Raw genomic sequence first — 17,731 nt, forward strand, 5'->3', positions numbered from 1 at the left:
CGCGTCGGCCGCAAGGCACCTGCCATACACCGGTGCAGCCCCTTACTCGATGCGGCCACGCCAGGCGAACCAGGCGATCGTGACCAGTGTCGCCATGAAGACCGCGTGGACGACATCGTAAACGACACCCGCGCCGGCGGCGATCATCGCGATCTGGCTCAGCGGCACCGCGGCCGCCAGCCACCGAGGCACCGCGCGAGAGCGCCACAGAGCGGCCCCGAGCACGGCGAAGCCCACCACGGACAGCAGGAATCCGATCGCCTGGATGCCGAAGACCCGTCCCGAGTCGGACTGGAAGGCGTCGAACAGCGCACGGCCGGCGGTCGCGTCGGACGTCAGATACCAGTCGACGGCGCCGATGGCGAAGAAACCGGCGCAGAACAGCACCCCGGCCAGGCCGGTGAGCACGGCGGCGACCGTTGCGAGGGCCGCGCCCCTGTGACGGACGAGCAGGCAGGCGGCGAGGCCGGCGGCGATGTGGGCGACGGCCGTTCCCACCCCTCCCAGCAGGCTGAACAGCCACACGGCGTCGCGCTCGGCCCGCATCGTGGCGAACGTGCCGAAGTCGAGCGCCGGGACCGGGCGCAGGAGGAGATCGGCCGCGGCCGTGACGGCGCCGGCGCAGAGCAGCACGGCGACGACGCCGGTGCGGCTCGATCGAGTGGTTCGTGAGGGGGCGAGGGTTTCCATAGGGCTCTCCCTTGTTCCGGCGGGAGCCTCAATGTCGCGTTCCCGCCGTCCCTGGTTCCAGAGACGTCAGGTCCCAGCGGGATCAGGGACGTCATGTCCCATGAGGGGCATTCGTCCCTGGTTGCGGAAGGGACATCTCGCCTCTGGGCGCTGGGACGCCGGGATCGCGACTCTGAGAGCACCCGCCAGCCGGCGGCCACAACCCCGGAAGGACACTCCCATGCGCAGAATCCGCCTGACCGCCTCGCTGACCGTGCTGTGCGCGATGACCGGAGCCCTCGCGGCGACGGCGGTCCCCGCTCACGCCGCACCCGCGTACTACAAGTTCGTCGCGGAGCACAGCGGCAAGTGCCTCGATGTACTGGGGGGGGAGCACCCGGCACGCCAGCCCGACACATCAGTGGCGGTGCCTGGGCCAAGTGCTCAGCCAGCAGTGGGAGGCCCGCAGGTTCGACGACGGGGCGTACGTGTTCATCGCCAGGCACAGCGGCAAGTGCCTGGACGTCGCCTATGCGAGCACCGCGAACGCGGCAGCCGTGGTCCAGGCGACCTGCCGCTTCACGAACAACCAGCGGTGGCGGATCAAGACCAACGCCGACGGCACCAAGCGGGTCATCGCCAAGCACAGCGGTCTGTGCCTGGACGTGGCCAACGTGGACCCCGCCGACGGCGCCAGGGTGGTCCAGGCCCGGTGCTGGGGCGGGGAGAACCAGAGCTGGCACGTCAGCAGGGTCGGCTAGCGGGATGGCGGCCAGGAGGGCGCCGGGGTGGCCGGCGCCCAGCGCCCGCTCAGAGGCCGCACGGGCGCGGGCGGGTACGTCGATCGGGCCGCTGATGGCGCCGGACGCTGCCGGCACCGCGTGACTCGCCGCGAACTGTCGTCCTCTCGCACTATTGTCGCGTGTGCGGCGTCGGCAGTCCGCCGGGGTGATGACGCTTCTGGGGTACGGCAGAGAAGCGGGCACGGGGCAGGCGGAGTCAGCGAGCGAAGATGGTCTGGGCAGGGCCGCAGGTCATGGACTCCCACGCCGTCCACCGGCAGACAGACGCGCCGATGTGAGTGATCTCCTCGACCGGCCTGTCAAGGTACGTCCGGAACGGTGTCGTAGTCTCCAACGCCGCCGGCGAGCAGGCAGGCTCCGAGTACGACCACTGCGTGATGTAATACCCGGCGCCCGCAGGCTGGTAGCTGGTCTCGATGAAGGCCCTGGCGCACTGGCCGGCGTAGGCCCAGATCTCCCCGCTGACCACGCCGTTCTCGTACGTCCCTGACATCGAGGCGAGGTAGGTCGGGTGGTACAGAGGACCCCAGAACACTAGAAACAGTGCCACGAGCTTTGTCATGGTCAACAGCGTCAGGGATCACCGGCGGCGCCGCTTGAGTAGGGCGTACTCAACTCAGGTCCGCCGGGCCGTGAGCCGAGGGCGGACGCGTCGCGCTCCAGACATCGCGTAGCGGTCGCATGCCCTCCTCGACGTAGTCGGCGATGGAGCCGGTGCCGCCGTCGAGATGCCACTGCTCGAGCGCGGCGAAGTAGCCGAAGGCGAGGGCGTTCGCGAGCACCCGGGCCTGCGTCGGGCTCAGACCGCAGGTCTCGGCGAGCAGCGGTGCGATCCGCCCGCCCGCCCGGTCGAGCGTGGCGCAGACGGCCATGCGCACCGACGGCTCGGCGAAGAAGTAAGGAACCCTGCGCCAGGGGCCGTTCTGTACAGAGGGCTCGGATGCGCCCTCTGACATGGCTTCGTACGCGCGGATGGCCTGGAGCAGGCTGCCGACCGGATCACCGGGGTCGAGGAGCTCTTTGATCGTCTCCAGGCTCATGCTGTCGAACTCGTCGACGACCAGGATCCGCACCTCGGCCTTCGCGAACGGGCGATCGCCTGCCTGACCGTGGACGTCTTCTACCAGACGCTGGGCCGGTCGATGCGCCTGCACGCCGCCTTGGCGCGGGCGGACGGGCCACCGAGGAGACCTTCCGTGACCTGATCCGCGGCGTGGCGGAGTTCGGGCTCGCCCGAGCCTGGGCGGCCGCGGCGGCTCTGCTTCCTCAGCGGGGCCACGGCGCCGAGGACTGACGCCCATGGATCCCTCATCCCGCCGGCGGCGCTGGCCGCGATGGCTCGCGGGCCTGGTCGCGCTGCTGGTGGCCGGGGTTCAGGTGATCGCGTACGTGTGGCAGCCGCCCGCCGTACGGGGATACCGCTCGCCGTACCTGAGCCGCGTCCACTCCCTGTACGCCGACACCTCCGTGGCTCGCTTCCACTACACCAGAACCGGACGAGGCGCACCGGTGGTGCTGATCGCGGGCGGCGCCCAGTGGCAGTACTCCTATCGCGATGCCATCCCCGCCCTGGCCAGGAACCACACGGTCTACGCCGTCGACCTGCCGAGCCAGGGCTCCACCCGCGCGGCGCGGAACTTCACGTACACGATCCCGGCCATGGCGGAGGCCATCAGAGCCTTCCTCGACGCGATGGGCTTGACGAAGGCGTCGCTGGTCGGTCACTCGTGGGGCGACGCCTGGACCCTCTCCTTCGCCGAGCGCCACCCGGAGCGGGTCGACAAGCTCGTGCTCCTGGACTCGCCCGGCCTGAACAAGGAACTCGCCTCGCAGACGGCGGTGTTCGGCGTGCCGGTGGTGGGGGAGGCCGTGGTGAAGCTGATGCGCCGCGCGGACTTCGAGACGAGCCTGCGCTCCGCGTTCGCTCACCAGGAACGGGTCGCCGCGGAGGTGGTCGACGAGAACTGGGCCTGGATGTCCAGGCTCGAACAGCGAGAAGCCTTCGTCAAGCTCGTCTGCAGCCAGGATTACGCCCCCGCGGCCTGAGCAGGCGTGCCTGAGGACTGTCCGGTGTTCGGGTGAGTTCCGTGTTCGGGTGTGGTCGCCTCAAGCGCTCAAGATCAAGGTTCTGAAAGGGTGGTCTGCGAGGTGCCGGTGTAGGAGACGCGTCGATACCACTCGTTCGCCAGCATCTGAGCGCGGGCCTGCTCCGGCAGTGACGTGAGCAAGGTCATCGACGCACCACGCCCGACCTCGGACTCGTGCGCATGCATCGCCGACCACTTGCGCTCGGCCCACTGCCCGACATCGAGGTGGGTGGTGACCTGCTCGTCGGGGACGCCTGGCAGCTTCTGCTCCGGTTCAGGAAGCGTTCCGAACACTGCCTGCCATTGTGACACCACGACGGACCGCGGGATGGTCGCCAGGTAGAGGGCGCGTGGCCTCCAGGGATCGCCCACGTCCGGGTAGAGCTGGTCATACCCCGCCGCTTCGACCGCGGCCATGGTCACCCGGTGTACCTGCACATGATCCGGATTTCCGTACGAGCCGTAGCCGTCATAGGTGAGCACGACATCGGGCCTGAACTCCCTGATGTGCTCGACGACCCGTCTGACCGCCTCGTCGAATGGCACGTCCAGAAAACGTGGGCTGCCGGGCGCGGATTCCGGCTTGCGGGCGTCGGCGTAGCCGAGCAACCTCGGTCTGCCGGCGCCGAGGATGTCCAGAGAACGCTCCAGCTCTGCGGCCCGCTGGGTTCCCTGGGTCCACGTACACGTGACGACGGCGGTCCTGGCGCCCTCGTCGGCGTACTTGGCCAGGGTTCCACCGGTCCAGATCGCCTCGTCGTCCGGATGCGCATGCACGCATAGAACCCGCATATCCACTTGCACCTCCAAAGTGATCAACGGCCGGTAACCGTTGCGCCCACGCACCCATTCCAGGTGGTCGCGTGGCGGGCCTGTCCGCCCGGCGACCTCTCACGTGATCATGAACGTGGAGGCGGATCCGCGGTCGCGGGCGCGTCCCAGATCATGGCGTGCGGGCCCACATTACGGAAGCGGGCGGTGGGGAAGACCTCCCGGTAGATCCGCTCGAACTGTTCCCGGCTGAGGTAGCGGTCGCTGACCCGATGATCCAGCCATGCTCCGGTGGACAGCAGGAAGATCTCCCACGCCTGCGCCGGGTCCCGCCGGACGAGGTTGCGGAGGAGCTTGCGTACCGCGCCTCCGTAGAGCCACCAACGCGGGTTGGCGGGTCGCGGCGAGACGGTGTCGACGAGCACGGCCCGCCCGCCGGGTGCGACCAGCGTTTTGATGTGGTGCAAGGCGGCCCGTAGGTCAGGAACATGGTGCAAGGTCGCGACACTGAGCACGAGGTCGTAACGGCCCATGCCCCCGACGTCGAGAAGATCTGCTTGCCGGTAAGTGATGTTGTCCCGGGCGCGTTTGGCCTGGGCCAGGTCGATCGTCGGACCGGAAAGGTCGACGGCGTCGACGTGCGCGAACCGCTCAGCGAGACCCACCGTGTGCTTGCCGGTGCCGCAGCCCAGGTCCAGCGCCCGCCGGCCGCCGGCCGGCAGGACTTCCGGCAGCCACTTCCTCAGGTTGTCGCCCTGAAGCTCGTGCAGACGCTCGTACTCCTGAGCGACCCGGTCGAAGGATTGCGCGTCGGCGCGGCTGGTCATCTGTGATCTCCTGTCAGCGCCCGGGCGATCTGCGGCACCTGCCCAGGACGAGTACCCAGGCGCCGGAGATGCGCCGTACGCGCCAGCAGGCGAACCGCCCCAGGCGACAGCAACGTGGACAAGATAAGCTCCAAGGCGAAAGACTGGATCAGAGGCAGGCGGCCGGGCTGGGGCCGCGCCCGTTCCAAGCATGAGGCCGCCCGGCGCCCGGCGGCCTTCGCGGCGGACCTTTCACACGCAACTCCCATGAAGGCACGCCGCTGCGCGAGGATCCCCCAACTGCGAGGAGAAGCATCATTCTCGAACCAGCCAACCCGCCGGTCAGAGCGGCCAAGCTGCTCGTGGCGGACGACGAACCCGCCATCCTGGACGCCGTCTCCCGCTACCTCCGCCACATCGGGCACGAGGTGCGCACCGCCACCACCGCGCTGCAGGCGCTCACCGCGGCCCGCACGTTCATGCCGGAGCTGATCCTGCTCGACGTGATGCTGCCCGACCTGGACGGCTTCGAAGTGCTGCGCCGTATCCGCGCCGACGAACTCGAGGTCGCGGTGGTGTTCCTGACCGCCCGGGGCAGCCGCAAGGACGTGGTCGCCGGGCTGGCCGCGGGCGGTGACGACTACATCGCCAAGCCGTTCGGCCTGGACGAGGTCACCGCCCGGGTGGACGCGGTGCTGCGCCGCACGCGGGGACGGCAGCCCGACGACCACGTGCTCCGGGTGGACGACCTGACGCTGGACACCAGGAGCTACACGGTGCGGCGCGGCGATGTGCCGATCGAGCTGTCGCCCACCGAATACCGGCTGCTGCGCTACCTGATGCTGCACGCCGGACGGGTACTGACCCGGGCACAACTCCTGGAGCACGTCTGGAGTTACGACTTCGGCGGCGACGACACCGTGGTGGCCACCTACATCAGCTATCTACGCCGCAAGATCGACACGTTGGGGCCGCCGCTGATCCACACGCGGAGAGGCGTCGGCTACTGCCTGCGGTCCGCCGCGTCATGAGCCGTCCTGCCCGGCAACCGTTGCGGCTCCGCCTGACCGTACTCGTGGTCGGCCTGTGCGTGCTGGTGCTCGCGGTGACCGGATCGGCCACACTCGTCGTCCTGATCGGCTCACTGCACCAGCGGGTGGACGCCCAGCTTGCCACCACCGTCTCCGGCCTGCGCGCGCTGGCCACCATCGAGCACGACCTTCCCGGCCGGCTGATCCCTCCCGAGCGCACCTCCTTCGGCAGTCTCTACCTCGCCGTCCTGGAGCCGGGCAGAACTCCCCGCGGCCCCGGCCCGGCGCTCGCCCTGCCGCTTCCCGTCCCGGGAGAACTGGTGACCGTGCCAGGCACCGGTCCGGGCGCGGCGCGCAGCTACCGGGTGATGACCACCCTGCTCGCCGGCGGGCACGTGGGGGTGATCGGGCTGAGCCTGGACGAGACCGAGGACGCCGTCCATGCCATGGTCGCCGTCGTCGTCATCGTCGAAGTGCTCGGAGTCGCGATCCTGGGCCTGCTCAGCGCCTGGATCGTGCGCCGCGAGCTGCGTCCGCTGGAGAGCTCGGCGCGTACGGCGGACCTCATCGCCGCCGGAGACCTCACCCATCGTCTGAGCCGGTCCGGCGAACCACCGCTGAGCACCCGCACCGAGGTCGGCCGCCTGGCCGCCGCCCTGGACCGTATGCTCGACCAGATCCAGGCCGCTTTCGAGGCGCGCGACACCTCCGAAGGCAGGCTGCGGCAGTTCGTCGCCGACGCCTCCCACGAACTGCGCACTCCGCTCCAGTCCATTCGCGCCTACGCAGAGCTCTACCTCAGCGACGCTCTGCCGGACGCCGCCGCCGAGCGTGAGGCGGTCGAGCGGATGCACGCCGAGGCGCGGCGCATGGCCAGGCTGGTGCAGTCGCTGCTACAACTCGCCCGCTTCGACCAAGAGCACGAGACCGACTTCCAGGCCTTCGACCTGACCAGCGTCGTCCTGGACTGCTGTCGCGACGCCGCCGCGGTCGAGCCCGGGCGGCCGCTGACCTGGGACATCCACGAACGCATCACACTCGTAGGCGACGAGGAGCAGCTCAGCCAACTCGTCGGCAACCTGCTCGGCAACGTACGCATGCACACGCCCCCCGGCGTCTCCTGCCACCTCGACCTGGCCCTGGAAGGCGATGAGGTGGTGCTACGAGTGACCGATCAAGGGCCGGGCATTCCTGATGAAGCCCTGCCGCACGTGTTCGACCGCTTCTACCGGGCCGACAAGAGCCGCAGCCGGGCGAGCGGCGGCAGCGGGCTCGGCTTGGCCATCGTGGCGGCCATCGCCGATGCGCACCGCGGCCGCGTCCACATCGACAGCCCAGACGGGCAGGGGACCCGCATCGAGGTACGTCTGCCACACTGCATGCGATGACGAGGGCTAACGCCAATGCCGGAAAGTCAAGGGCTTGGAGCGGCTGTCAACAAGGGTTCTGTAAGGAGGAACGCATGCGCAGCACGTAGGCCTGCCCGTGCTGGTGCGGAAACAGGCGCAGCTTGGTGCAGGCGGACGCCGTCGGCGTCAGCCAGCAGGCTGATGGCGGGATGGGCCACCACCCGCCGGTTCGGGCCCGGCTGGCAGCCTGCCGGGGACCGGGTCGGCGGCGATCGCCGCGATGCGGGGATCGCGGCCGGCGACGGCGCGCATGTCGGCGTCCAGCAGGTCCTCAGGCGTCACGGGACGGGGCGGCAGCGGACGCAGCTGGACGCACAAGTGCTCCCGCCGCAGCCAGGAGCCGTCCACCCGCACTCCGGACAGTTCCCCGCCGACGGCCGGCGCCGCGCCGAACCCGTGCCGCCCAGCCAGCAGGATGTCGTCGGCCAGGTCGTCGTAAGCCTCACCTTCGGCGTCCTCCCACGTGGCAGGACGGGCGGTGGCCGGGCCGCCGCCGATACCGCGGACCAGGCCGGCGAAGGCGTCGTCCGTCGCACCGGTCCTGATCCAGGTCAGGCAGCCGTGGCCGGGGAACAGGTGTTGCGACCGTTCGTAGGCGCTGAGGGAAACGTCCATGCCGACCATGATCGGCACATCAGGCCAGGAGCGCTACGAACAGGTCATCACTCGCGACCGGGAGCACGCGTATCAGCGTCACGTGGTCGGCAGGCGTCGGCGATGCCGTGGGGGTCCCAATAGAAGGGGCGGCATTCGAGCATGCATCCGTTCCTTACCGTGATCAGTTGCACGATCAACGTGTCGACTTCCTGGCCGGTGGCACGGGCGCGAAAGCGCACCCGGTTCCGCACGACCACGGTGTCCTCGTCACCCCAATGCTCCTGCTCCAAGAACTCCATCGACTCCCACACCTCACTGAACCGGGCCAGAAAGCGCTCCATGCCGTCGTGACCGCGCCAGGTACCGGTGCCGGTGAAAGGCAGTCCGGGGGCCTGATGCAAGATCACCTCTGGGTCCAGGTGAGCGGCGACCTGGTCGTAGCTCGCCTTGCCGAATCCGCCTGCGGCCACATACGCGGCCTCGGCCTCGTAGAACTTCCGCATCACCGCCCAAGCATCGGCCGGCGACCGCTCATCTGCCCTCGGTCCGCCGGCCTGATCCGTTGTCATGTCCGCTGTGCTCATGGCGCCAGCATCGCCGACCGGGACGGTTCCCACTCGCGGCCATCAGACCTCTAACCCGATGCTGACGAGGGTGGCCATGGCGTGCAACGGCAGAGCGTCCCGGCGCCGGTGTGTGCGGCGAGCGTCGGAAGGGGGCGAATGCTTTTCCGGCCGCCCGATCGGATTTCCGAATAATCGCCGATCGATTTGCAATTCCTTTACGGCGGGGCCGGTTTTTCGGATTTTATCGACCTCGGGTGTGGCATTATCAGCCCCACTCCGTCGTCGAAAATCCCCATACTGGAGTTATGGCAGCACGTTATTGGCGACATCCCAATGCCAGTCATCGCGCACTGAGATGGGGCGTTGTTCTCCTGGTCCTGGCAGGCGTCGGCGCGTATCAGGTAAAGCAGGCCGATCTCAGCAAGGAGGCCGCAGGTGGCGTTATCGTGGCCTTGATAGGCGGTGCCTGGATGGCGGGCGAGAAACTGTGGCCGCTGTTCGTCTGGTGGCGTAAACGTGGGGCGCCGTCTCGCGGGCCGACGTCCGACGAGGTAAGAACCGCCAAGGACATCCTGGCCGGGCTGGTGGCCCAGCAGTGGTTCGAGGAAATGGCGCTGCGTTCGCTGGGCGATCCCGCCCCGATGCCCGTGCCCTGGAGCTCGACCGAGCGGCGCGAACTGGCCGACCACCCCGAGATCATCGCCAGGGGAACCGTGGCCTTTCCGGGGTTGGCGGTGCACATCGCGGACCTGGCACGCAACTTCCGTGCCCTGCGCTGCCGCCGCCTGGTCATCCTCGGCGATCCGGGCACCGGCAAGACGACCCTGGCCGTGCAGATGATGCTCGAGCTGCTGCGCACCCGGCGACCGGATGAGCCCGTGCCCGTGCTGCTGTCGGCCGCCCGCTGGGACAGCCAGAGGCACCCGCGGCTGCAGGAGTGGCTGACCGCCAGCCTGGCCATGAACTATCCCGCGCTGCTCGCCGAAGGCCTGGGCCCGGACATTCCGGAGACGCTCGTGGCCCGCGGCGAGGTGCTGCCCGTCCTCGACGGTTTGGACGAACTGCCCGACCAGGCCCGCGCGGACATGCTGACCGCGCTGAACCGGTCGATGTGCGACAAGCACCAGCTCATCCTCACCTGCCGTACGACGCAGTTCGCCGCCGCGGTAGACAAGATCGGGGACGTGCTCACGGCGGCGGCCGTGATCGAACCTCACGTCATGTCGCCCGCTGTGGCGGCCGACTATCTGGAAGCATGCCTTCCACCGGTGCCACGTCCCGCCTGGCCGCCGATCCTGGAGGCGTTGCGTTCCGGCACTGCCCCCGCCCTGGCGCAGATCACCTCCACACCGCTGGGACTGTGGCTGGTGCGGGCCACCTACATCGCACCCGGAGTGGACCCGTCGCGGCTGCTGGAGCTCGGGCGCGGCGGCACAGCAGAGCTCTACGACCACCTCTGCGATCAGCTCATCCCCGCCCTGGTGAGCACGCTGCCGCCGGCCGACGGCCCGGTCCAGCCCTTCCGCCCGCAGCACGCCTGGTCCCCGGAGCAGGTCGGCCACTGGCTGACCTACCTGTCCCGCCAGCTCAGCCGCGATCCCAGCGACCAGCGGGACATGGCCTGGTGGCACGTGGCCCGCTACACCTCGAGCCGACCCGTTCAGGTGGGAGCCGGCGTCGTGATCGGGATCCTGGCCGGGACGGGCGCCCTGCTGCTGACCAAGCTGCTCCACGCCGGCGCGTCGATCGGAGTGCTGTTCGCGCTCGGGGTCGCCATCTGGATCGGATCCTGGTTCACCGAGCCGCCGGGTCATGCGGACTTCCACCTCCGCGGCAGGCTCCCGGAGCTGCTCAGCATCGGCAGGGACGCGCTGATCATCGCGACCCTCGCGGGCCTGGTCAGCGCTCTGACGACCTTCGCGATAAGGCCCGATCTGAAAGCCGCGCTGATGGGAGCGTGGGCATACGCTGTGCTGGCCGGGGTCGGCTACCTCCTCGTGTACGGTCTGATCCGCTGGGTCGAACGCCCCACCACCGGCACGACCGCCAGGTCTCCGCAATCGACCTGGCGGGCCGACCGGAACCTGACCTTCATCCGGATCCTCGCCGGCCTCGGTGCGGGGCTCGCGCTCAGCGTCGTCGGGCTGATGGCAAAACAGCTCTGGAGTCTGGTGATCGCAGCAGGGCTGGTGCTGGGCCTCCTGATCGGGCTCCTGCTCGGCAAGCACCACGCCTGGCTGGCCTACATACTGACGATTCCCCGCCTGGCCACCAAGGGCCGGCTGCCTCTGCGGGCCATGGACTTCCTCGACGACGCCCACCGCCTCGGCCTGCTGCGTACCGAGGGACCGTACTACCAGTTCCGGCACGTCGAACTGCAGGAGCATCTCGCGCGCCAGCCGGAGCGGTGAACCGTTGGGACGCGATGACGTGTCGGTGCCGGTTGATGTCAGGAGTCCTGCGCGGGGTCTTCAAGGGAGGTCTGCAGGAGGTCCGCGGGGATTCTGCCGACGGCGATGGAGACCGCTTCGGCGGGTGTGGGGATCTGCATCGGGTCGGAGTCGTCGCGCTCGCCGCGGATGGTGTAGCCACCGGCTCCTCGTGGTGCGTCGATCCAGGCGAAGGGCCGGGAGAACGGGTAGTCGGGGGTGCTGGAGAAGCCCAGTGTCCAGTGGCTGGTGTAGGGGTAGAGCCGTCGCAGCGCGGGTTCGGCGTAGGCGGCCTCGATGAGTGCTCGGTACGCGGGCCAGTCGGCGTCGCGGGAGTGTTTGAGCAGGTACTGCCACTCTGAGGCGATGACGGCGGCGGGGTTGTTGTCGGGGACCTCGAAACGTCCGGTCAGGAGGTCGAAGGGCGCAGCCTGGTCGATCTCGTCGAGACCGGCTCCTTCGGCCCAGCCACGAATCACTTCGGGAAGCTCACGCATGTCCTCGGTGTCACCGCAGATCATGAGTCTGCCGTTGGACGAACCCCAGATGGTCCAGCGCCGTTCGTGATGCCACGCCGTGACGTAGGACGAGTGGCGATGCGGGACGACGCCGGCGATCGTGGCATGGCGGAGCGGATCAGAGGAAGTGACGGCCAGGGGCAGGAACAGGCCCTGGTCGGCGGCTGCGGCGTGGAGCGCCGCGGCGAGGCTGCCGTGGGCGGCCACGTCCGGATAGAGGACGGCCGGGTCGGGTTCGTGGCTCATAAGCTTCCTAACAGAGGCGACGTCGTGGCTACCTGAAGGTGCCGGGCCACGGTCAGCAGGTCGCGAGTGCGGAAGTATTCCACCGGGTCGTCGTGGTGGAGCGCGGGTTGAAGACGGGCATCGAGCTGGTCGATGCAGCCGGCCAGCAGCCGTCGCTGCCCAGGGGGTGGATGACCGTCCGTTTCGAGGCAGGTCTGCACGCATGCACGGAGGTCGTGTGCGGGCTTGTCATCGTCGGTGAGCAGGCTCGGCAGCCGTCGCCGGTGCCAGAAGAGCACGGCATGCAGCGCCGCCTCCCGGCGCGCTCCGTACCAGTGCGTCGGGGTGTACGGATTGACGTCGCAGGGGTGGGGGCTTCGCTGACCGCGCCGCTTGGCCTCTCGTCGGGCGGCCGCGTAGGCACGCTTGGCCTCCTGCCAGGCCGAGCGGCTGTCCTCCAGCATCGCCAGGGCCCGCAGCAGGGCGGCCTCATCGGTGCGGAACGGCCCGGCTTCGGCGTGCAGGAAACTCAGGGTCGCCTCGAAGCCGATCGGCCGATAGAGCTGTACGCACGAGCGCAGCGCAGATATCCGCCGCCGGTGGGGCAGGGCGGGATCACGCACCTTGCGGGCGAAGTTGCCGAAGCTCATCTGCTCGTGCCCCGAGTCCGCTTCAGCATCCGGTAGACGGTGGCGCGGACGACGGAGAAGACCTCCATGAGCTCACCGTACGCTGTCGGCCTGGGCCGCCGCCTCCGGATCGTGCATGATCATGACGACCGCGCATGCGCCATCTCACCTCCGGCATCTCCCCGAACCCTCCCTGAGACTCACCGCATCCCCCTGGCATGATCGGCGCCGCGAACCTCGCTCTTCCTACGCCCTCTCAGCAAGAGCAGCGCGGTGACGGAGAGCGTGCAGACGAGGGTGACGAGCTGGAGGCCGTAGCGGATGTCCTGGGTCGGCAGCAGCATGTTGCCGGTGTGGAGTCCGACATGCACGCCGACCGCCATCCACACCGTCCCCGTACGGACCCGCGCCGCCCCGCAGGCGAAGCCGAGCGCGATCGCCTGGACCACGTAGAGCAGGCGTTCGGCGAGAGTGTCCGCCGCGCTCTGCGAGATGATGTGCAACGCGCCGAACACCACGGACGTCACCAGCAGCACGGCCCTCGGCGACAACCGATCCGCCAGCGTGTCGAACAGGTGCCCCCGCCACAGCAGCTCTTCCGGAAACGCCTGGCCGAGCAGGGCCAAGGCGATCGCGAGCGGCAGATAGGGCAGCCCAGGGCCCAGTTGATCCCACGGCACCCAGGTGGCCACGCCGAGCATCACCGATACCGCACTGGAAGCGGCCACCGCGGCCGCGCCTGCCAGGAGGCCCGCCAGAAGGTGCGGCACCGCCTGCCGCGATCGCGCGAGCCCCACATCGCGCCACGGGCGGTGGTAGAGGAAGCGGCGTACCAGATAGATCAGCCCGAGCGAGGCCAGCGTGATCCCGGCCGTGCCGAGCGGCCGGTAGAGGGGGTGACCGGGGTCCAGCAGCAGAGTCACGGGTGCGGAACCGCCGATCACCTGGGCGAACATGACGGCGACCGCGACCAGCACGACCCAGACGGGGTGGGTGATTCTCATGGAAGCCCACGCTAGGAAGCCGGGGCCGGCCGCGCATCGAACCGTGGGCTGATTCCGGGCATGACCAGGATCATGGGTCGCCAGGAGGATCCCTCCTCCTGCGCGGATCACTACGCTCGGAGGCATGCTGCTGTCACGCCCGCTCTGGCTGCGCGATGCCGACCGGCCTGTCCTGTTCAGCGTCGTGTTCTGGGCGATGCTCGCGGCCACGGGGATCGCGCACGTGTCCCACCGGGAGACGAGCGGCATGGCCGTGGCGTTCGGCGTCAACCTGGCTCTCGTGACCGCGTTGTGGCTCGTGCTGCCGTGGCGGCGGGACGGCGGATGGCGGCGGCACGTGGCGGTGGTGTTCCTGCTCGCGACGCTCACGCTGGGGCCCGCAGGCTCGGCGGAGGTCCACCAGCTCCTGACGCTCATCGCCATCGCCAACATCGCCTTCGTCTACGGCATGCGGACCGCCTTCGTCATCATCGGGTGGACGAGCGCCGCCCTGTTCGTCTCCGTCGTGATGTGGTTCGGGCGCGGGGTGGCCGAAGCCGTCGCGCAGACGGCCGCGTTCGTCGTGTTCTCCGCGTTCGTGCTCGGCATGACGTCGGCGGTGCTGGAGGCGCGGAGCGCGCGGGCGGACGCGCAGCGGCTGCTGGCCCGCGTCAGGGAGCTCACGGTGGCTCAGGAGCGGGCGCGGATGGGCGCGGAGATGCACGACTCCATCGGCCACCACCTGACGGTGATCAAAATGAGCCTGGAGAACGCCGAACGGTTCCGCACCCGCCGGCCCGAGGCCGCCTGGGACGACGTGCGGCAGGCGAAGGAGCTGACCGTGGAGGCGCTGGCCGACGCCCGCCGATGGGTCCGCGCGCTGCGCCCGCTCGCGCTCGAGGGCCGCGTCGGCAGCGCGGCGCTGCAGCGGCTGGCGGCGTCGTTCGACGGTACGGGGCTGGCGGTGTCTTTCGAGGTGGTGGGCGGTGAGGTGCACCTGGAGCCCGATGTGGAGCTGGTGCTCTACCGCGTCCTGCAAGAGGGGCTGACCAACGCCGTCCGGCACGCCGGCGCCCGCCACGTACGCGGAAGGCTGACCTTCGACGGCGGGCACGTGAAGCTGGTGATCACCGACGACGGCAGGGGCCGCGACGACGGCGCGGCCGGCGGCTTCGGGCTGCGCTCACTGGCCGAACGTGCCCGTGCCGTGGGCGGCACCCTCATCGCGGGCGACCGGCAGGGCGGCGGCTTCGAAGTACGCGCGGAGCTCCCCGTACGGGTGGGGGTGGCGTCATGAGGACGGTCAGGGTCCTGCTGGCCGATGACCAGGAGCTGATCCGGCAGGGGCTGCGCAGGATGCTGGAGATCGAGGACGGAATCGAGGTGGTCGGCGAGGCGTGCGACGGCGAGGAGGCTCTGCGCGCGACGGGGGAGTGCCGGCCGGACGTGGCGCTGGTGGACGCGAGGATGCCCAGGATGGACGGCGTCGAGCTCATCTCACGGCTGTCGGTCCTTCATCCCGGGGTCGCCGCGATCGTGCTCAGCACCTTTGACGAGGACGACTACATCTTCGGTGCGCTGCGTGGCGGAGCTGTCGGCTACCTGCTCAAGGACTGCACCCCGGAGCAACTCGTCGACGCCATCCACCGGGCGGGGCGCGGAGAGACGGTGCTGGCCTCTCCCATCGCCGAACGCCTGGTCGCCGAGATCCGGCGGACTCCCGCCACGCCGAGCCCGGAGCAAGGACCCGGGCGTCTGTCCGTCAGGGAGTACGAGGTGGCCAGGATGGTCGCCGCAGGCGCCACGAACCGGGAGATCGCGGCTCGGCTGCTCATCAGTGAGGGCACGGTGCGCAACCACGTGTCCGCTCTGCTGCGCAAGTTCGACGTCCGTGACCGGACCCGCCTCGCCCTGCGCCTTCATGGCCTGCCCGCCTCCGGCATGTAGCCGGACGTGGGCCGAACTCGGACTCCCGCCGGATCAGGGCTGGGCTGATGGGCTCGGCGGCCGCACCCGCACCGCCTTTCACCGAGGCCGTCAGTCGATGCCTTCGACGATGCGGAAGTCACGCTGGACGCCGTCGGGGAGGGCCACCAGCGCCTTCTGGTACGCCTCGCTCTCGTATGCCGCGACGGCCTGGTCAAAGCTGTCGAACTCGATCAGAACGACGCGTTGCGTGCTTCCGGCCTCGTGGGCGACGACCCGACCGCCACGGGACGGGAGGAGAGACAGGGTGCGCCCGCCCCCGGCCTGGACAGCCGGACCGGCGAGCTTGTCGTAGGCGGTCAGCCTCTCAGGGTCGGAATTGGCGGGGTAGACACTGACCCAGTAGCCCTTGGCCATGGAAACCTCCTGTGTCGGGCCGGACACGTCCGGCTTCGAATGGACGCTCAGATCGATCGATCCCGGCGACCGGTACTGCGGCCGGTCGAGTCGTCATATGCGCAGGTTAGGGCTTGATGTGCGGCCGAGGGAAAGACCGGTTCGGGCTAGACTCAGAACGGATCGTTATCAATCGGCAGGGAGGGCACGTGGCGCCGGACACGGTGAGCCTGCGGTACTTCCTGGTGCTGGCGCAAGAGCTGAACTTCACCCGCGCGGCCGCACGGATCGGGATCGCACAGCCCGCACTCAGCGCCCGGATGCGCCGGTTGGAGGCGGAACTCGGTACGGCCCTGCTGGTCCGCAACACGCGTAGCGTCGTACTGACCACGGCCGGTGCGGCTCTGGCGGAGTCCGCGCCGCCCGCACTGGCGGCGCTGGACCGGGCATGGGACACCGCCCGGAGCGCGGCGGCCGGCGAACTGGGCACGCTGCGCATCGGACACAGCCTCAGCGCCGGGGCCGAGACCGTACCGGCTCTGGTCGACAGGCTGACTCGCGGCAACAGCGGACTCGAGGTGAGCGCGGTTCCGATGGCGACACCGGAGATCTCCCCCGCGGTCGCCGACGGCCGCATCGATGCCGGGGTCACCCGCGGTGAACAGCCGGGCCGTGGCGTGCGCCGGTTCCTGCTGCGGCGTATGCGCGTCGGGGTCCAGCTGGCGCAGCACCATCCACTGGCCGAACACCCGGAGATCGAGATCGCCGACGCGGCCGCGTACCCGCTGCGACTCCCGGACCGTGCGGCCAACCCCGTGATCCACGATCAGCTGTCCGCACTGTTCCGAGACACCCGGCCACACCCTCGATTCCGTACGCCCGCGGTCTCCTTCGACATGTCTCAGCGCGACCTGCGCGACGGGGTCACCCTCGCCCCGGCCGGAGAAGCCGCGGTCACGACACAACCGGCCGGTCTCACCTGGCGACCGCTGCGTGGCGCGCCCAGCCTGACGATCCATCTGGTCCTCCCACGCGAGCCGTTGCCGCTTCACCGCCGCATCCGTTCCGTCGCCAAAACTCTGGCGCGCGAGTTGCACTGGCTGCCGGACTGACGCGCAAGAGGTCAACGGGGCGCGTGTTTCGCCCAGAAGGACACGAGCGCGTCGGCCGCCTGGCCGGAAGCCCCGAACATCCACCCATGGGCGGCGCCGGTGAGGGTGACGACGTCGGCGCCGATCCGCCCTCATCACCGAACTGGCCGAACACCAGGTCACCCTGATGCCCGACCCCAACCCTTGAGCCCGCCGACCCACCCCGGACCACCGTCGACAAGCCGCGCCACGCTGATCATGTCGCAGTCCCCGGTCTTGTCTGCCAGACCTTTCGTCAGGAGCCTGTTGAAGATCATGCGCGGCTCCCAACGGGTCGACTCGTCAGACAGATGATCCCGGGAACGGGGAAGAGCATGAGGTAGAGGTTCGGTATCCACCAGGTGAGTGAGAAGTCTCCCCGCAACGTCCAGAACGCGATCGCCATCAGCCCGGAGGCCATGGTCAGCACCAGCGAGACCAGCATCAGCGGCGGACCGCTCACCCTGCCGCGGCGCAGGAGCCACAGGCTGGTCAGCCCGGTGGTGCTGGCCAGCAGATCGATCCAGAGGAACGACCAGTTCCAGTCGATCATCAACGGGTTGGCGTAGTCAGCGAATGCCCATTCCAGCGGGATCAGCCCGAGACCGGTGATGGCGAAATAGACCAAGAAACCGACATCCGTGACGAGCATCAGACCCTTAGCTTGATCTTTAACCTCTCCCACCGGCCGGTCGTTGAGCTGGGTGGAGGTTTGGGGCGTTCGCGGGACATGGAGACGGCCTTGGCGTGATCATG

The 17,731-nt window shown here is 69.3% G+C and carries 20 protein-coding genes; 8 read left to right on the forward strand and 12 right to left on the reverse strand.

Features of this window, described 5'->3' with window-relative positions:
• Positions 1 to 42 precede the first annotated feature (42 nt).
• Positions 43 to 690, reverse strand: coding sequence for a hypothetical protein (locus tag AB0C28_RS54700; protein WP_357856816.1), 648 nt, complete (start codon positions 688 to 690; stop codon positions 43 to 45).
• A gap of 356 nt (positions 691 to 1,046) precedes the next feature.
• On the opposite strand from AB0C28_RS54700, the gene AB0C28_RS54705 reads away from it, so the two are divergent.
• Positions 1,047 to 1,430: an RICIN domain-containing protein gene (locus AB0C28_RS54705; protein WP_358085179.1), complete on the forward strand. Its 384-nt coding sequence runs from the start codon at positions 1,047 to 1,049 to the stop codon at positions 1,428 to 1,430.
• 238 nt (positions 1,431 to 1,668) lie between these two features.
• Here the strand turns inward: AB0C28_RS54705 and AB0C28_RS54710 are convergent, their stop codons facing one another.
• On the reverse strand, positions 1,669 to 2,034 hold the full coding sequence (locus AB0C28_RS54710) for a hypothetical protein (protein WP_358085182.1): 366 nt from the start codon (positions 2,032 to 2,034) through the stop codon (positions 1,669 to 1,671).
• Positions 2,035 to 2,083: 49 nt separating this feature from the next.
• On the reverse strand, positions 2,084 to 2,626 hold the full coding sequence (locus AB0C28_RS54715; RefSeq protein ID WP_357856824.1) for a hypothetical protein: 543 nt from the start codon (positions 2,624 to 2,626) through the stop codon (positions 2,084 to 2,086).
• Positions 2,627 to 2,771: 145 nt separating this feature from the next.
• Here AB0C28_RS54715 and AB0C28_RS54720 point away from each other — a divergent pair, with 145 nt between their 5' ends.
• The gene (locus AB0C28_RS54720) at positions 2,772 to 3,518 is read left to right on the forward strand and encodes an alpha/beta fold hydrolase (RefSeq protein ID WP_357856827.1); all 747 of its coding nucleotides are present in this window, start codon (positions 2,772 to 2,774) and stop codon (positions 3,516 to 3,518) included.
• Between the two features lie 74 nt (positions 3,519 to 3,592).
• Here the strand turns inward: AB0C28_RS54720 and AB0C28_RS54725 are convergent, their stop codons facing one another.
• Together AB0C28_RS54725 and AB0C28_RS54730 are read right to left on the reverse strand one after the other, a co-directional pair.
• The gene (locus tag AB0C28_RS54725; protein ID WP_358085185.1) at positions 3,593 to 4,378 is read right to left on the reverse strand and encodes a PIG-L family deacetylase; all 786 of its coding nucleotides are present in this window, start codon (positions 4,376 to 4,378) and stop codon (positions 3,593 to 3,595) included.
• Between the two features lie 80 nt (positions 4,379 to 4,458).
• The gene (locus AB0C28_RS54730; RefSeq protein WP_358085188.1) at positions 4,459 to 5,157 is read right to left on the reverse strand and encodes a methyltransferase domain-containing protein; all 699 of its coding nucleotides are present in this window, start codon (positions 5,155 to 5,157) and stop codon (positions 4,459 to 4,461) included.
• Positions 5,158 to 5,498: 341 nt separating this feature from the next.
• Here AB0C28_RS54730 and AB0C28_RS54735 point away from each other — a divergent pair, with 341 nt between their 5' ends.
• Entirely contained in the window at positions 5,499 to 6,167 is a 669-nt protein-coding gene (locus AB0C28_RS54735) for a response regulator transcription factor (protein WP_357856834.1), read from the forward strand.
• Positions 6,164 to 7,555 (forward strand): HAMP domain-containing sensor histidine kinase, encoded by a 1,392-nt coding sequence (locus tag AB0C28_RS54740; RefSeq protein ID WP_357856836.1) that lies wholly within the window; start codon positions 6,164 to 6,166, stop codon positions 7,553 to 7,555. The genes AB0C28_RS54735 and AB0C28_RS54740 overlap by 4 nt, the downstream gene beginning before the upstream one ends.
• A gap of 147 nt (positions 7,556 to 7,702) precedes the next feature.
• On the opposite strand, the gene AB0C28_RS54745 is transcribed toward AB0C28_RS54740, so the two are convergent.
• Together AB0C28_RS54745 and AB0C28_RS54750 are read right to left on the reverse strand one after the other, a co-directional pair.
• Positions 7,703 to 8,191 (reverse strand): hypothetical protein, encoded by a 489-nt coding sequence (locus tag AB0C28_RS54745; RefSeq protein ID WP_358085191.1) that lies wholly within the window; start codon positions 8,189 to 8,191, stop codon positions 7,703 to 7,705.
• Positions 8,192 to 8,238: 47 nt separating this feature from the next.
• Positions 8,239 to 8,757 carry a nuclear transport factor 2 family protein gene (locus AB0C28_RS54750; RefSeq protein WP_358085194.1) on the reverse strand — a complete coding sequence of 173 codons (519 nt, stop codon included), beginning with the start codon at positions 8,755 to 8,757 and terminating at the stop codon, positions 8,239 to 8,241.
• A gap of 452 nt (positions 8,758 to 9,209) precedes the next feature.
• Here AB0C28_RS54750 and AB0C28_RS54755 point away from each other — a divergent pair, with 452 nt between their 5' ends.
• Positions 9,210 to 11,150, forward strand: coding sequence for an NACHT domain-containing protein (locus tag AB0C28_RS54755; RefSeq protein WP_358085197.1), 1,941 nt, complete (start codon positions 9,210 to 9,212; stop codon positions 11,148 to 11,150).
• A 38-nt stretch (positions 11,151 to 11,188) separates the two neighbouring features.
• Here AB0C28_RS54755 and AB0C28_RS54760 read toward each other — a convergent pair whose 3' ends face one another.
• The 3 genes from AB0C28_RS54760 to AB0C28_RS54770 all read right to left on the reverse strand — a co-directional run bounded on the left by AB0C28_RS54760 (position 11,189) and on the right by AB0C28_RS54770 (position 13,544).
• Positions 11,189 to 11,932 (reverse strand): DUF6193 family natural product biosynthesis protein, encoded by a 744-nt coding sequence (locus AB0C28_RS54760; protein WP_358085200.1) that lies wholly within the window; start codon positions 11,930 to 11,932, stop codon positions 11,189 to 11,191.
• On the reverse strand, positions 11,929 to 12,561 hold the full coding sequence (locus AB0C28_RS54765; protein WP_358085203.1) for a hypothetical protein: 633 nt from the start codon (positions 12,559 to 12,561) through the stop codon (positions 11,929 to 11,931). The genes AB0C28_RS54760 and AB0C28_RS54765 overlap by 4 nt, the downstream gene beginning before the upstream one ends.
• 179 nt (positions 12,562 to 12,740) lie before the next feature.
• Positions 12,741 to 13,544 carry a CPBP family intramembrane glutamic endopeptidase gene (locus tag AB0C28_RS54770; protein ID WP_358085205.1) on the reverse strand — a complete coding sequence of 268 codons (804 nt, stop codon included), beginning with the start codon at positions 13,542 to 13,544 and terminating at the stop codon, positions 12,741 to 12,743.
• A 124-nt stretch (positions 13,545 to 13,668) separates the two neighbouring features.
• Here AB0C28_RS54770 and AB0C28_RS54775 point away from each other — a divergent pair, with 124 nt between their 5' ends.
• Positions 13,669 to 14,820 carry a sensor histidine kinase gene (locus AB0C28_RS54775; protein ID WP_358085207.1) on the forward strand — a complete coding sequence of 384 codons (1,152 nt, stop codon included), beginning with the start codon at positions 13,669 to 13,671 and terminating at the stop codon, positions 14,818 to 14,820.
• Positions 14,817 to 15,470 carry a response regulator transcription factor gene (locus tag AB0C28_RS54780; protein WP_358085209.1) on the forward strand — a complete coding sequence of 218 codons (654 nt, stop codon included), beginning with the start codon at positions 14,817 to 14,819 and terminating at the stop codon, positions 15,468 to 15,470. Before AB0C28_RS54775 ends, AB0C28_RS54780 begins: the two co-directional genes overlap by 4 nt.
• Before the next feature lie 90 nt (positions 15,471 to 15,560).
• Here AB0C28_RS54780 and AB0C28_RS54785 read toward each other — a convergent pair whose 3' ends face one another.
• A complete protein-coding gene (locus AB0C28_RS54785) occupies positions 15,561 to 15,866 on the reverse strand; it encodes a DUF1330 domain-containing protein (RefSeq protein ID WP_358085212.1) in 306 nt (101 codons plus the stop codon).
• A 188-nt stretch (positions 15,867 to 16,054) separates the two neighbouring features.
• Here AB0C28_RS54785 and AB0C28_RS54790 point away from each other — a divergent pair, with 188 nt between their 5' ends.
• Complete coding sequence (locus AB0C28_RS54790) at positions 16,055 to 16,957, forward strand: LysR family transcriptional regulator (protein WP_358085215.1); 903 nt, start codon at positions 16,055 to 16,057, stop codon at positions 16,955 to 16,957.
• A 292-nt stretch (positions 16,958 to 17,249) separates the two neighbouring features.
• On the opposite strand, the gene AB0C28_RS54795 is transcribed toward AB0C28_RS54790, so the two are convergent.
• On the reverse strand, positions 17,250 to 17,627 hold the full coding sequence (locus AB0C28_RS54795; RefSeq protein ID WP_358085218.1) for a DUF5360 family protein: 378 nt from the start codon (positions 17,625 to 17,627) through the stop codon (positions 17,250 to 17,252).
• Between the last annotated feature and the right edge of the window lie 104 nt (positions 17,628 to 17,731).

The organism is Nonomuraea sp. NPDC048892, assembly GCF_040649735.1.
In the GTDB taxonomy this organism is placed as follows: domain Bacteria; phylum Actinomycetota; class Actinomycetes; order Streptosporangiales; family Streptosporangiaceae; genus Nonomuraea; species Nonomuraea maheshkhaliensis.

Bases quoted from the DNA above. Each gene is read 5' to 3' on its own strand.
- AB0C28_RS54745 (WP_358085191.1), bottom strand. From the start codon at position 8,191: ATGGACGTTTCCCTCAGCGCCTACGAACGGTCGCAACACCTGTTCCCC.
- AB0C28_RS54705 (WP_358085179.1), top strand. From the start codon at position 1,047: ATGTACTGGGGGGGGAGCACCCGGCACGCCAGCCCGACACATCAGTGG.
- AB0C28_RS54750 (WP_358085194.1), bottom strand. From the start codon at position 8,757: ATGAGCACAGCGGACATGACAACGGATCAGGCCGGCGGACCGAGGGCA.
- AB0C28_RS54770 (WP_358085205.1), bottom strand. From the start codon at position 13,544: ATGAGAATCACCCACCCCGTCTGGGTCGTGCTGGTCGCGGTCGCCGTC.
- AB0C28_RS54760 (WP_358085200.1), bottom strand. From the start codon at position 11,932: ATGAGCCACGAACCCGACCCGGCCGTCCTCTATCCGGACGTGGCCGCC.
- AB0C28_RS54710 (WP_358085182.1), bottom strand. From the start codon at position 2,034: ATGACAAAGCTCGTGGCACTGTTTCTAGTGTTCTGGGGTCCTCTGTAC.
- AB0C28_RS54720 (WP_357856827.1), top strand. From the start codon at position 2,772: ATGGATCCCTCATCCCGCCGGCGGCGCTGGCCGCGATGGCTCGCGGGC.
- AB0C28_RS54795 (WP_358085218.1), bottom strand. From the start codon at position 17,627: ATGCTCGTCACGGATGTCGGTTTCTTGGTCTATTTCGCCATCACCGGT.
- AB0C28_RS54785 (WP_358085212.1), bottom strand. From the start codon at position 15,866: ATGGCCAAGGGCTACTGGGTCAGTGTCTACCCCGCCAATTCCGACCCT.
- AB0C28_RS54765 (WP_358085203.1), bottom strand. From the start codon at position 12,561: ATGAGCTTCGGCAACTTCGCCCGCAAGGTGCGTGATCCCGCCCTGCCC.
- AB0C28_RS54775 (WP_358085207.1), top strand. From the start codon at position 13,669: ATGCTGCTGTCACGCCCGCTCTGGCTGCGCGATGCCGACCGGCCTGTC.
- AB0C28_RS54700 (WP_357856816.1), bottom strand. From the start codon at position 690: ATGGAAACCCTCGCCCCCTCACGAACCACTCGATCGAGCCGCACCGGC.
- AB0C28_RS54740 (WP_357856836.1), top strand. From the start codon at position 6,164: ATGAGCCGTCCTGCCCGGCAACCGTTGCGGCTCCGCCTGACCGTACTC.
- AB0C28_RS54780 (WP_358085209.1), top strand. From the start codon at position 14,817: ATGAGGACGGTCAGGGTCCTGCTGGCCGATGACCAGGAGCTGATCCGG.
- AB0C28_RS54755 (WP_358085197.1), top strand. From the start codon at position 9,210: ATGGCGGGCGAGAAACTGTGGCCGCTGTTCGTCTGGTGGCGTAAACGT.
- AB0C28_RS54730 (WP_358085188.1), bottom strand. From the start codon at position 5,157: ATGACCAGCCGCGCCGACGCGCAATCCTTCGACCGGGTCGCTCAGGAG.